Raw genomic sequence first — 14390 nt, forward strand, 5'->3', positions numbered from 1 at the left:
CCCTAAACGCTATTAGCTTCCTTAAAATTTACATTAATGCCTATTTTGCCTAAACTGAAGCGTCTTTTCCAATTTTTTCTAGCATCAACTCAGCAGCTTTTTGTTCAGCAATCTTTTTACTAGAAGCGCATGCAGAAACTTTACCATAATCTTCTATGCAAACTGATATAGTAAATTCAGGATTGTGCGCTGGTCCAGTTTGTTTTACAAGCTCATACTCTGGTAAAGGCAATTTGTTTTTCTGAGTCCACTCTTGCAGTGAGGTTTTAGGATCTTGAGGGGGGTCAAGCATGCCTTTAGCTAGCTTTTCCCAATATTGGATAATAAATTTTTCAACATTTTCAAGCCCGCCATCAATATAAATTGCACCTATTAGTGCTTCAAGCGAGTTTTCTAAATTTTTTAAGTTACATCTCCCTCCATTGCAGCGTTCACTATTATTCATGATGATAAAGCTGCCTAATTTTATTTCTTTAGCAACATTAGCAATGGTGTTGCCACAAACTAAATCCGTCTTTCTTTTTGCCAATGCTCCTTCTTTTTCTTCAGGAAATAGTTTAAACAGTGTGGCAGATACAACCATATTCAAAACACTATCGCCCAAAAACTCTAGTCTTTCGTAGCTTACAATCTGGTTTTTGCTATTCCTTTTATTTACGCTTGGGTGAGTTAGTGCCTCTTCTAATATTGCATAATTTGTAAATTTATAATCAATGATCTTAGATATTGCATCATTCAAACTCTTCATACCCATTATTTAAAAGAATAACACTTCCTACCACACCTTTATACCAAAGAATTAGTTTTGTTTTATTAAAATAATACCAACAACTTCCAAAATATACAGTTTAATAGACTTCTTGCATAACCATTATTTGAATAATGATTCATCGATGTTATTCCAGTGTCGGCTACTTAGGTGACAGAGAAGATGTTTAATGTATACAACCCACCACCTCACTAATGTTACTAAATCCATCTCTCCTTATTAGTTCTGCAAGTTCTAGATTAATTTTGTTTACAACTTGAGGTCCGTGGTATATGAGAGCAGTGTACAACTGCACCAAAGAAGCTCCTGCCTTTATTTTTTTATATGCATCAGCACCACTTGAGATTCCTCCGCATCCTACCAACAATATTTTGCCCTTAGTAAGTTTGTACATATCGCTCAATAACTCGGTTGAAAGTTTAAACAGCGGTTTGCCACTCAACCCACCACTCTCGTTGTGGTGGGAATGTAAGTTATTCCGACTGATCGTAGTGTTGCTCACTGTTAATCCGTCAATCTTATATTCCAACGCAAGCTCAGCGATATTTTCTTTCGTTTGCTGATCTATATCTGGTGAGATTTTTAATATTATTGGTATGGATTTAGAATTATCAATTGATTTCCGGGTTAGAGTTACGGATTTCAACAATTCCGATAATTCTTGCTTATTGTGCAGATTGCGTAAATTAGGCGTGTTTGGGGATGAGATGTTCAGCACTATATAATTGCTTTTTCCATATACTATCTTTATTAAGTCAACATAATCGCTGATTTGGTCCTTTGATGTACTGTTTTTTCCTATGTTGATGCCAAAAATGCAATCATCAAGCTTGGTTTTATCTATTTGTTTAAGAAAGTAGTCTATTCCTTTATTGTTAAATCCCAATCTGTTAATTACCCCTTGATCTTTAATTAACCGAAAAATTCTTGGCTTTTTGTTTCCATATTGTGGATTACGAGTTACAGTACCAGTTTCAATAAACCCAAAACCAAATGAGAGCATAGGCCTTATAACTTCTGCATTCTTGTCAAAACCTGCAGCCAGACCTACGGGGCTTCTGAGCTTATTACCAAAAAAATTCACACTCAAAGATTCTGGTAGCTCTATAGGATTCTTATAAGGTATTTTCTTTAATGCCATAATTGCCAAAGAGTGAGCAACTTCGGGCGGTAGTAAAAATAGTAAATTACGTTTGTAAAACACTTTGCTTATTTTTAGTTTATTTTTTACCATGAAACGCTATAAGAGTATAACCATAACTTGAAAAGAAATTGATTTTACTATGGATAAGCTTTCTCTATAGGTTACACACTTAAAGCTACTGTTGAATTGAGCAACTTTTACAAGATATAGAGAATGAAAGAGGCCGGGACCGGAATTGAACCGGTATAAAAGGATTTGCAGTCCTCCGCATAAGCCATTCTGCCACCCAGCCGTTTTTTATGTGTAGATATCCATTATATCTTTTAGCATAGATAAAGCCTCCTCCCTTTTGCGTTGAAAAGTGTTACGTCCAATGATTGAACCATTACCGCCACCCTGCTTAATTTCTTTCGCTTCATTGTATATGTTATCTACTTCCTTCGATTCACCACCAGAAAAAACTACTATTCTTTTCCCTGCAAAACAAGACCTTTTAACATATTCAATTCTTTTAGATAATGATTCAATATTTTCTGTTTCTATTTTCTCCCTTTCCAAATATTTAGTTGGAAGTTTTACTTTTATTATATTAGTGCCAAGCAAAGCTGCCATGTGCGCAGCATAGGCAATAACATCAACTGCTGTTTCACCTTCTTTAGAAATCCCTTCACCGCGTGGATAAGACCATAGCACTACTGCAAGCCCATAAGATTTGGCTTCAGCTATGATTCCACGGGCTTCCTCCATCATATCGAAACACTTAGCAGAACCAGGATATATAGTAAATCCGACAGCTAAGCATCCCAAACGCAGCGCATCTTTCACAGAAGAGGTTATTGCCTGATCAGAGGTTAGATCCTTTGAATGTAAAGAGTTGGAACTATTAAGTTTCAAAATAAGTGGGAGCATTCCAGCATAAGTTGCAGCACCAGCTTCAATCATACCAAGTGGAGCAGCATATGCACTTACTCCCGAATCAACCGCAAGCTGAAAATGATAATGTGGGTCATAAGCATCAGGGTTAACTTCAAAACTTTTAATTGGACCATGCTCAAATCCTTGATCTACTGGCAGAATCACTAACTTGCCAGTGCCGCCAAGCTTTCCATGCATGAGAATACGAGTAAGATTTGCTTTTACCCCAGGGTTTTCACTTTCGTAGTAGCTTAGGACTTGTTTTACTTTATCACTTATCACTATAATTCAAATTGAATTTAAGTTATAGATTGTAACAAAGATGAAGTTCAATACAAGGATTTTAAACTATATCAAAAGCAATTTTATTTTCTACTTTATTCATATAGATTCTTAATTTCTTTCCTTTTATTAATTTACGATTCAGTATTTCTTCCGCTAAGTAACTTTTTATCTCTTTTTCAATAAGTCTCTCTATCGGACGTGCTCCCATTTCCTTACTATAACCCATTTGTACAAGATAAGATTTCACTTCATCCTCTACCAAGCAGTTTATGCCTTTTTGCGTCAGCTGCTTTTTCAGTTCCTGAATAAATTTATCTACAATATGCAGAATTATATCCGCATTTAAGTCAGAAAAAGAAATAATCGCATCAAGACGATTACGAAATTCAGGGCTAAAAACCTGTTCTATCGCTTTTTCACTATCACCAGTGTTAAATTTTTTATGCCCAAAGCCAACAAAACTTTTGCTGCGTTCAGCTGCTCCTGCATTAGTTGTCATAATTAAGATTATATTGGAAAAGTTAACTTTACGTCCGTAAGTGTCTGTAACGCAACCATAATCCATAATTTGTAGCAATATATTATAGATATCGCTATGAGCCTTTTCAATTTCATCAAGCAGCACAACACTATATTGATTATTAGATACAGACTCTGTGAGTAATCCACCCTGATCATAACCTACATATCCAGGAGGAGAACCAATCATCCTTGATATCGTATGAGACTCAATATATTCGGACATATCAAAGCGTATAAGATTCATGCCCATGCTTTCTGCTAATTGTTTTGCTAGCTCGGTTTTACCAACACCGGTTGGCCCTGCAAAAAGATAATTTGCTAAAGGCTTATTGTAATTTCTCAACCCAGATTTAGCAATTTTAATAGAATTAACAAGAGATTCTATTGCCTGCTCTTGGCCAAAAATCACCTTCTCTAGATTAGCTTTTAAAGACTTTACTTTCTGCAAATCATCAGATTCAGATCCGCAAGGCACATTTGTAATTCTAGTAATGGTATTCTTAATATCTCTACTATTTACAATTTTACCCCTGTTTCTTAGCAATTTACAATATGCCCCTGCCTCATCAATAACATCAACCGCTTTATCAGGTAATATTCGCCCAGTAATATACTTATGCGAAAGTTCAGCCGCAGACCTAATGGCATTCTTTGTATAATATACTCCATGATACCCTTCATAGTAGTGCTTTATACCATCTAGTATCTTTATCGTTTCGTTAACAGAAGATTCCTTAACATTAATTTTTTGAAACCTCCTCGCTAATGCTTTATCTTTTTCAAAACTATTGCTGTATTCTCTATATGTAGTTGCACCTATACAACGCAGTGTACCTCTTGCAAGCGCAGGTTTGAGTAGGTTACCTGCATCAAGAAAGCTACCACTTGTAGAACCTGCTCCAATGATAGTGTGTATTTCGTCAATAAAAAGGATAGCACCTGGTTTTGCCTCAATCGCTTTTATTATAGATTTTATTCTCTCTTCAAAATCACCTCTATAGCGTGTCCCTGCAAGGAGTGACCCTAAATCCAAAGCATAAATTATACTGGACCTGAGCGCACTTGGAACACTGTTTTCAATGATTTTGAGTACCAAACCCTCAACTATTGTGGTTTTGCCAACACCTGGATCTCCAACATATAAAGGGTTGTTTTTTCTACGCCTCAATAATATTTCTATAGTGCGATTTAATTCATAATCACGACCAATAACATAATCTATTTTTTTGCTTCTTGCATAGTCATTTAAATTTTTACAATAACTTTGTAGAATTTCCTCATCTTTTAGTAGCTCACCTTTATTTACTGTAGTAGGAGCATCATTATTTTTATCAAGTTTTACTTTATGATTAGTGGTGTATTCATCTATATCGTTAGAGTATTTCATGTTAGATATGTGGTAAATCAAATTGGAATCTTTCGCACTTTGTTTCTGCAATAGATCTTCAACGTATAAATCTTGCCCAGACAAAATTTCTACTAGAACACTTGCTCCATTTATTTCTTTTTTCCCCAAGCTATGAGCCCGTATTATTGCTCTGTGTATTATGCATTGAAACATTGAGCTAGGTTTAACTCCACTGATAATCAATTCAGAACTGCTTTGTAAAAACCCTTTTATATTATTATTATAATCATTAGCCTTAATATTGCATCTTGATAGAATGTTATCCATACTGATGATTTCATCGGCTCTGATATTACATCTTGATAAAACGTAATTTACATCCACGTCTTTAGTTAACGCCAGCAATAAATGTTCTACTTTCGCATATTTAAGATTAAAATTAGAAGCAATGAATAGTGCTCTATTCAAACTTGCCTCTAAGTTTTTGGAAATCATCTCCTATTCTCTTTAAAAGTGGGAACTCATATATAATGAATAGCACACAATTATTAAAAAAATTGAAATCCAGCAGTTCGCTGTAGCCAATTTGAATCCCACTCTGGATCTACGTCATAGCACCGCAATATCTCAGCATAGATTCCGCTAATGAGTAGCGGAATGACGAGTTTTACGCTTATCAAATTGTAGGTAAATCCTATTTAATACGCTTTTTCTAGTACTCTGCTTTTCTTCTTAAATGCATTGATCTTTTTTCTACCGTATTTAGTCTTTAACGTACTTGGCCTTTTAAAGACCTTTTTGCTGTTACGTTTTTTAAATTGCACACTACAATCAAAATTTAGCTCTCCTTCTTTGTCTGCCAGTGCAGGCAGTCTTCTCTTATCTTGAGGTGTAACAAAAGATAGCGCATACCCTTCAGCTCCAGCGCGTGCAGTTCTACCTATACGATGAATATAGTCAGCTTGCGATTGTGGTGCATCATAATTGATAACATGTTGAATGTGGGGAATATCAAGGCCGCGAGAAGCAACATCTGTTGCAACCATGATTTGATTACGGCCATGACGAAAAGAATTAATGACCCTTTCGCGCTTGTGCTGCCTTAAATCACCATGAATTGCTAAAGCGCTATAGTCATCTTTGTGCAATCTGTTAGCTAGCTGATCCGCTCCTCGCTTTGTTTTGACAAAGATAATGATTGATCCTTCGCGCTGACATAGTTGTGTAACAAGCTTTTCATATTTTTCTGATTCTGATGCATAAACAATTTCTTGCTTAATTTTTACAGAAGTTGTAACCTCACAATCAACAGAAATACGTTCTGGTCGATTAAGGTACTTCTCAGCAAGTTTTACTATATCTCCAGGAAGAGTTGCAGAAAACATAAGAGTTTGCCTTATTTTAGGCAAATGCTTCATAATTTCTTCAATCTGAACTCCAAAGCCCATATCAAACATACGATCCGTTTCATCAAGCACAAGAACGCTAACATTGCGAGTAATCAAAGTTTTACGCTCAATATGGTCTATAATACGACCAGGAGTACCTATTACAATTTGTGGTTTTTTCTGAAGCTGATTTAGCTGCCTAAAAATAGGCTCACCACCAATCAACAAAGCGACCCTTAGTGCAGAATTTTGAGATAAGAGTTTTCTTATCTCATTTGTTACCTGATGCGCAAGCTCTCTGGTTGGCACGATGACTAAAGCTGAACCAGTGTTAGGCTCATTCAGCAACTTAGCAACCAACGGAATAGCAAATGCTAAAGTTTTTCCAGTCCCCGTTTGAGCAGATCCGAGAATATCTTTACCTTGTAGCGCTAAGGGAATCGCTTGTATTTGAATCGGAGTTGGGACGAAAAGATTATTTTTATCTAGAGCTTGTCTAAGCGAAGCTGGGAGACCCATCTCATGAAAATTATTCACAATACGTTAATCCTGTTAAAAGACTTCATAATAGATTAATCTTCCAATCTTAAATTTATTGCAGATTTTTTATCTTCTCCGTTTCTACCGCGCTCCTCTTTAACCTCATAACTCACCCTTTCTCCTTTTATTCCCTTCTCTTTATTCTCTCCTTTAAGTGCCTCAGGTCTTATTCCCGAACGTTCCAATGTGCTAATATGTACAAAAACGTCACCCCCTTTACCTTCTGGCTTGATGAAACCATAGCCTTTTTCGGCATTAAACCATTTTACATTACCAAATTCCATTTAAACAACTCCTAAATTATTAACTAACATTACTAATGTGATGAAAAACTTTGAAATTACGATTGAGAATGCTTTAAGCTTAGCTATTGAAACTAAACCTTTATACTCCATAGTCTATTCTTAACATTACATGACAATAATACACAATTGTTGTACTTGATGCAAATAAATTTTTTAATCGTTAAGCGAACCTGCAACCGTCATTTCGCTAACTTTAATCGTTGGTGAATTAAATTGCCCACAAAAAGTTAGATCATCTGCAACGACTAAATTGCTAAACATATCCTTCAAATTGCTAGCAATGGTAATCTCATGTATTGGATACGTTATTTTTCCATTTTCTATAAAAAATCCGGAAGCGCCTTGGCTGTAATCGCCATTGATTAAATTGACACCAAAACCAAATAAATCAGTTACATATATTCCCTCTTTCACTTCCTGAATTAATTCTTCAAACGATACATCACCATTCTCAATGTAGAGGTTACTAGCTGCAGGAATAACTGCAGCATTACTTGCACGAGTTGCACTTCCGGTTGTTTCTGAGTCTAATTTTCTAGCCGAGTATAAGTCTAAAATCCAATTTTGTAATATTCCGTTTTTTACAAATATATTTTTCTTGCTAGTTATCCCTTCTCCATCAAATGGTCTCGATGCTATGCCTCTTGGCAACAATGGATCATCGATAATATTAATTCTATCGTTGAAAATCTGAGCGTTTAAACTACCCCTCAAGAAAGAACTGTTGCTTATAATACTGCTCCCATTTATAGCAGAAGCAAAACTTTTTACTAGCCTTTTTGCTGCTCTTTTTTCAAAAATAACTGGAAATTTACCAGTTTTCATTGTACGTGAATTCAATTGATCAACTGCTCTTTTTGCTGCTTCTTTTCCCATTAACTCTGGCAACTTTAAATCACTAAAATTACATGCTATATCATAATCGTAACCAACCTTCATTTCACTTTCTCTTCCAGCAACAACAGAGACCTGATTAGCAAAGGTTGATTTACTAAACGAGCCAATAAAACCAGAAACAGTCGATAATACTGTATTCACTAAAGCGTATGAAGAAGAGGCTCCTTCAGAATTAGTGATACTCTTATGTGCAAGGGCTGAATTTTCTGCAGCTTCAGCAATTTCTTTTAGGTTATCAACGGTTACAACATTATTATCTGAGATACTTAAATCTGCAGAAGAGATATAATTACTACCATTTACAGCAAAATTAATGCAAGGATCTTCTGGCGCATTCTTTGCCATTTCTACCACTTGGCTTACTGTATCACTCAGATTATTCAAATCGTTTGTAGAAATATACGCAGCTTTGTTTTTACCTGCTATAGCTCTGATTCCTACAGTGCAATTTTTAGATTGTGATATTTGCTCAATTTTTGATAGACGCTGAGAAACTGAAGTCTTATTAGTTTCATATATTGTAACTTCCGCATCTTGATTTTGCTTTTTTATTAGTTTAGTAATATCTGCTGCAATATTTAATATATTCATTTTCTATTCCTTAGATTTCTATAAAGATTCTGCACCACCTATAACTTCAATTAAATCAGTCGTAATCGCTGCTTGACGAGAACGATTATAAAGCAATGCTAATTTGTTCAGTATCTCTTTAGTGTTTCTGTTTGCTGATTCCATAGCAACCATTCTAGCACTATTCTCACTCGTTGCACTTTCAAGTAAAGCAGAGTAAAGAGCAATTACAACGTAATCTTGAACTAAAGATTTTAAAATAAATTCAATATTTTGTGGTTCATACTCATAGCCGTAATCTGTTGTTGGACCAGCCAGAGAGCTATCAATCAAGGATGAGTCTTTACTCCATGGTTTTATTGTTTCCAACATTGGTTTTTGCGTGAAGGTATTATAGAATTTACTATAAAAAACTTTAACTTTATCGTATTTACTTAAATCTATACCATCAACCAAAGCTTCTACGTGCTTTAACGTGATTCCCTTACTATTTTCAATTTTTAAGATACTTTTAGAGTCAAATCTATTTTTACCTACATCAAAAGCTTTTTTACCAAGAAATACAATATCTACTTTTTTGCCATTTGCGATTGACTTATTTACACGCTCTTGACTAAATTTGACAATAGAAGAGTTAAAGTTGCCGCACAAGCCACGATCAGAAGCAATAATGAATACTAGGTAAGAACCGTCGTTACTGACATTTAGAATTTTTGCCAGTAATTCTTGATCAACTGATAGCATTAATGAAAAAATAATGTTATGCAGCTTAGATACATATAATTTTGAATTTAATAACTTCTTTTGGCTTTGTAAAAACTTTGCTGCAGAAACCATTTGCATTATTTTCGTGGTTTTCTGTACAGACCTAATATTCTTAATTCTTAAGGATAATTCCTTTAAGCTCTTCATTTTGTATACAACCCTGATTTATTAAAATATATAACTGTTAGTGTCTAAAAGCAAGTTTTTTTGACATTAAAACCAAGTCTAGCTAAGAAACTTGCAGGTTTATTGTTTGGAGATAAGGATTATATTAAGAAAGTGCTCTAACTTCAGCAATATCAATGTGAAAGTAGTCTAATGGTAATTTCTACACTTTGTGGAATTTTATAATATATAATAAACACAATTAAAACTATTACAACTTGAACACTTATGATCCCATTGTTCTAGTTCCCTATTACAATTTTTACATTTCCAGCTTGGATCAGGCAAAGCTTCTGAGCCCATCTTGTTTAGCCAATAAATTACCTTGTCGTGTTCTTGCAATGTAACCTTGAGTTGTATTACAATAAAGTAGATTGACATGTAATTAGCTTTTTTCATAGCAGTGTCTAAATATTGACTTGCAAGATCATATTTACCTGAACTCATTGAGGACAAAGCAAGTAAACAGTAACTAAAATAATAATCAGGGCGTAAGTTGTATAGTCTTTCAGCACCTTTACTATTTAAATTGATGTACATTTTAGCTGACTGAGGAGTAGGATTTACTGTATACTCTGCCTCTAGCACTGCAGAAGCTTTTCTGATTTTTCCAAGTTTAATATATAATTCTGCCTTTAAATAATTGATGGGCTGAAAAATTGCACTATAACGTTGTGCTCTAAATAAAGACTTTATAGCCTCCTTAAAATTTCCTTTACTTTCATATTGCTTTGCTAAAGCGCAATAAAACACTGCAAACATTTCTTTATGATCAAAGGGGAGAAAAATATTGGACTTAACTGCTTCCTTCAACCTCAAAATTGCATTAATCCAATCTTCTTTCAATATGCAATGCTCTATTTGAAAGGGAATAGATAGCATTTTATCGTTAATTGAACTAGAGCAATATTCTATAAATTTTTGAAAGACTACTTTTTCTTGTTTGAGGTGGACAATCAGCTTATTGGCTAGAAGTAGAGCTAAGTTACGATTTTTATTTGCAATATTTGTTAAACCGTTACTGAAAAAGCTGTAATTTCCCGTCTTACCTGAGTTAAAGAGCTTTATTAAAGACAACCTATCGCTCTCCTCACTCAGACTTTTAACTAGCTTTTGGGCATTCTCTATATTGTCTAAGTCTATGCTAAAGAAAGCTTCAAAGAGAAGCAATTCTTCCCTATCCCTTCTTCTATTTCTTATGTTGGCAAATGTTGATGAAATGGAGGAAAAAAAGCGTACAAGTGTAATTAATAAAAATAATAAAACTACACAAGTAAAAATAATGAAATATAGATCAATACTTATAGTGTAATTGCCTAATTCCAATTTTATTACTTCACCACTTACCTTGACCCATATACCAAATAAAAACGAAAAAGCGAAAATTATAAAATAAATCATGAGATATATTGTAATAAGTGATGATATATTGTTGAAATATTCTTAGAAGCTACAATAAAACCATTCAATTTATTCAGCCATGGCTTGAATTCTGAATGCGTTAAATTGCTTACTGTAACAGTTATATTTTGCCAATCATTATCATTTATTGACTCCTCAATTTCTGCGAATTTTACTCTTAATGGATCATTTCGGTCGTCTACCTTTATCCAGTTTGAAATGATTTTTTTAGACAATGTACTTTTGTTGTAATCGATAGTATCAATAGTTTTTTCAAAAGATAACTTCAATTCGTGTAAGGTATTTATCTCTTTCAAATTTTCTAATTCATCTACTGCATTTTCTATCTCTGGATCGTCAAGCTCTGATATCAAAGGCTTTATTGAATTTATATGGTTATCAAATTTTGCTTCTCGCAATAACGAATTCTTCATTTTAACCACAAGTAATAGCAATTTTGCAAGGTTCTTACATCTTGAGTTATTATCACCTTGCTCACATTGAGTATGCTGACTTCTCTTGAGGTCAAATATCTTTTTTTCTATTCTAGATTGATTAACTTCAAGCAACATTCTAAATTCATCCATGTTTTCCGTTAAAGCTTTCACATTGTTTTCACTCTCTTGCTGATTTATTTTTAAAAAGATTATGTTATTTATTGTGATGTAACCGGTAAATAACAATACAATTAAGAACCAACCTATGTACTTTTGCTGAGTATCATTCATAACGTAGTATCTCCGCAGGATCTTGTGCAGCTGCCTGCAACGCAGGAGCAATTGTCGCTAAAAATGATAAGAGTAACGCAAGTGCAGAAATATTTACTACGTCTTGGGGTACTAATATCACTGGCAAACTTGAAAAAAAGTATATCATAGGATCAAACAGCTTGACGTTAGTAATGTTTTCTAAAAACACTCTAATGCTTTCGATATTGAGAGAAAAAACGACACCTATAATACAGCCAAGACAAGTTCCCGTAAAACCGATTAATAGACCACAAGCGCAAAATATACGCATAATGCTTCCACTTGTTGCACCAAATGTACGCATAATTGCAATCGCGGATTTCTTTTCTTGCACTATCATCATTAAATTTGAGATAATATTAAACGCTGCTACAACTATAATCAAAGTGAGAATTAAAAACATCACATTTCTTTCAGTTTTTAAAGCACTAAAATAATGGCTTTGCTGTGATTGCCAACTTTCAGCTTCCATTCCTATTTCTTTTTCTATAGCATCTGCCAGCTTATCAGCTCTAGTAACGTCGTCTACAAGTACTTCTATATTTTTTATGCTATTTTTATAATTAAAAAAGGCTTGTGCTGATTTTAGAGGCATATATATCAAGGTATTATCATACTCAAACATACCCATATCAAATATTGCTATAACTTTATATTTTTTCATTCGCGGCATTTCACCAAGTAATGCATCAAATTCTTCAGATGATATAAACGTAATTTCGTCGCCATAGTCAACGTTCAAAGCTTCTGCTAAGCGTGCTCCTATTATTATTCCTTCATCAAATTTTTTTACATCACCTATAATTACATTATTTGTAACGGCAGTACTATCAAGCAAGTCTTTAGTTGATACACCTCGCACTACGCTACCTGCAATTTTACCGTTTGCTACAATAATAACTTGATCATTGGTCATAGGAGTAGCTTTTAATATACCAGGAATTCTCTCAATAGATTTTGAAACTGCGTAGTAATCTGAATTTATGTTCCTATCAAAATAAACATTAATATGGCCATCAATGCCGAGTATTGAGTCAAGCAACTTTGCTCTGAATCCGTTCATCACAGACATCACCACTATTAGTGTTGCAACTCCAAGGGCAATGCCGATAATAGAGAACAAAGTCATTATAGAGCAAAATCTGGCATTTTTCGCTCGCAAATAGCAAGCAGCCATAGTAATTTCAAAGGCAATGGACATTACAAAATATTTTGAGGTTAAACATTATATTTTTGAAACTTCGTATAATTGTAGACTTTTCTTTATTTGAAAACTAGAGATTTTTGCTTCCTTAAATTTAGCAGGCTTATAGAGTATCTTTAACATTAGAATTTCAAAATCTTCCATATACATCATCTAACCTCACTATATCATTATCAGATAAATGCTCTCCTATCTGAAATTCAACTATTTCAAGTGGAGAGCTTATGCTTCTATTTTCAATCCTATGGGAAACTTCCCTTGGGATTTCTATCATATGGTCTTTTGCTATAGCATATTCTTTGTCTTCTAAACTAACATACCCAACTCCTGATAGCACTATATGGTATTCATCTCTATAGTGATGGAATTGCTTAGAAGTGCAGCTTAATGGATTTATAAAAAGATATTTTATAAGAAAATTTTCGCTCATTAAAATTATACTACAAAATCCCCATGGTTTAACTTCTTTCCTTATCACCTTTACTTTCTTAACTTTATGAATAAATGAAATTAGACTTTTGTTTGGTTGCTTACAAGCTCCACCCAATAAATTTTTATTACTTTTTGTCGTTGAAACTGGTTCTTTTTCTCTAATCACATGCTGAAATGACACCGGTTCTTTACTAAACTTCTCACTCAATTCTAAAACTGAATTCCAAGTTCCAACATCCAACCAATCGAAATTAGCTTCTATCATTGCAACGTTTTTTGCTTTCTCCATCACCAAGTAATCAATGGATATGCCTTCAATTCCTGCAAAATCTCGTTGTTTTAAATACAGAAATCTCTCTTGCGGTGTGAAATATTTAAAACATAAATTGTAAAGATTCGGGGCAGATTTTTTAATCTCATCTATGTAGCGTTTTGCTTTAAACACAAATATTCCAGAGTTCCAATAATGATCGTTACTTAACTTACGCTCGGGCTTTTCTGTAAAATCTTTCACTATATGACATTTTTCTTTCTGATCATATACTGCATTTATATAGCCGTATTCAGAATTGAATTCATGAGGCTTAACCCCAAAAGTGACTATAGAGTTAGTTTCAGAGGCTAACTTAGACGCTTTTTGAGTAGAAGCATAAAAACTATTCAAATCACCTATAAAATGGTCTGAAGGCAGAATTAACATTGTCTCGTTTTCATTGCAGAGAAGTGCAGCAATTAATATTGCCGCTGCTGTTCCAATTTTCACTGGTTCGAAAATCACTTTATATTCTTGCAGTGCATGCAATTCCTCCATCACTAATGACTCGTACTGTATATTTGTAGCAATTATGGGCGGCATATAATCGCTTTTTAGCCTCAACAAAGTGTTGTGAAACATAGTGTTCTGACTAAATATTTTCTGAAATTGCTTTGGCTTAGATAAAGGCCAAAGTCTGCTACCACTACCACCACACAATATTACAGGGCGCATTTA

General features: G+C 34.1%; 12 protein-coding genes and 1 tRNA gene. All 13 read right to left on the reverse strand.

Features of this window, described 5'->3' with window-relative positions:
• Positions 1-49: 49 nt before the first annotated feature.
• The 13 genes from rnc to AAGD87_RS01225 all read right to left on the reverse strand — a co-directional run bounded on the left by rnc (position 50) and on the right by AAGD87_RS01225 (position 14387).
• Positions 50-748: a ribonuclease III gene (rnc, locus tag AAGD87_RS01165; protein WP_006279914.1), complete on the reverse strand. Its 699-nt coding sequence runs from the start codon at positions 746-748 to the stop codon at positions 50-52.
• A 187-nt stretch (positions 749-935) separates the two neighbouring features.
• Positions 936-2003, reverse strand: a complete 1068-nt coding sequence (locus tag AAGD87_RS01170; protein ID WP_338481942.1) for a quinone-dependent dihydroorotate dehydrogenase — start codon at positions 2001-2003, stop codon at positions 936-938.
• Positions 2004-2133: 130 nt separating this feature from the next.
• Positions 2134-2205: transfer RNA gene (locus tag AAGD87_RS01175), tRNA-Cys, on the reverse strand.
• 5 nt (positions 2206-2210) lie between these two features.
• Positions 2211-3107, reverse strand: a complete 897-nt coding sequence (locus AAGD87_RS01180; protein ID WP_341817792.1) for a class I fructose-bisphosphate aldolase — start codon at positions 3105-3107, stop codon at positions 2211-2213.
• 64 nt (positions 3108-3171) lie between these two features.
• Entirely contained in the window at positions 3172-5478 is a 2307-nt protein-coding gene (locus tag AAGD87_RS01185) for an AAA family ATPase (protein ID WP_155969133.1), read from the reverse strand.
• A 203-nt stretch (positions 5479-5681) separates the two neighbouring features.
• Complete coding sequence (locus AAGD87_RS01190; protein ID WP_338481939.1) at positions 5682-6908, reverse strand: DEAD/DEAH box helicase; 1227 nt, start codon at positions 6906-6908, stop codon at positions 5682-5684.
• Positions 6909-6943: 35 nt separating this feature from the next.
• The gene (locus AAGD87_RS01195) at positions 6944-7195 is read right to left on the reverse strand and encodes a cold-shock protein (RefSeq protein ID WP_006279919.1); all 252 of its coding nucleotides are present in this window, start codon (positions 7193-7195) and stop codon (positions 6944-6946) included.
• Positions 7196-7369: 174 nt separating this feature from the next.
• Entirely contained in the window at positions 7370-8704 is a 1335-nt protein-coding gene (locus AAGD87_RS01200) for a TldD/PmbA family protein (RefSeq protein ID WP_341817662.1), read from the reverse strand.
• 18 nt (positions 8705-8722) lie between these two features.
• The gene (gene atpG / locus AAGD87_RS01205) at positions 8723-9595 is read right to left on the reverse strand and encodes an ATP synthase F1 subunit gamma (protein ID WP_341817663.1); all 873 of its coding nucleotides are present in this window, start codon (positions 9593-9595) and stop codon (positions 8723-8725) included.
• 198 nt (positions 9596-9793) lie between these two features.
• A complete protein-coding gene (locus AAGD87_RS01210) occupies positions 9794-11014 on the reverse strand; it encodes a heme biosynthesis protein HemY (RefSeq protein ID WP_264339675.1) in 1221 nt (406 codons plus the stop codon).
• Complete coding sequence (locus AAGD87_RS01215) at positions 11011-11742, reverse strand: hypothetical protein (RefSeq protein WP_038250643.1); 732 nt, start codon at positions 11740-11742, stop codon at positions 11011-11013. The genes AAGD87_RS01210 and AAGD87_RS01215 overlap by 4 nt, the downstream gene beginning before the upstream one ends.
• The gene (locus tag AAGD87_RS01220) at positions 11735-12964 is read right to left on the reverse strand and encodes a lipoprotein-releasing ABC transporter permease subunit (protein WP_012673387.1); all 1230 of its coding nucleotides are present in this window, start codon (positions 12962-12964) and stop codon (positions 11735-11737) included. The genes AAGD87_RS01215 and AAGD87_RS01220 overlap by 8 nt, the downstream gene beginning before the upstream one ends.
• Before the next feature lie 133 nt (positions 12965-13097).
• Complete coding sequence (locus AAGD87_RS01225) at positions 13098-14387, reverse strand: sugar phosphate nucleotidyltransferase (RefSeq protein WP_006280310.1); 1290 nt, start codon at positions 14385-14387, stop codon at positions 13098-13100.
• Positions 14388-14390: the final 3 nt, after the last annotated feature.

Origin of the sequence: Wolbachia endosymbiont (group A) of Pherbina coryleti (assembly GCF_964026875.1) — a bacterium.
Taxonomy (GTDB): domain Bacteria; phylum Pseudomonadota; class Alphaproteobacteria; order Rickettsiales; family Anaplasmataceae; genus Wolbachia; species Wolbachia pipientis.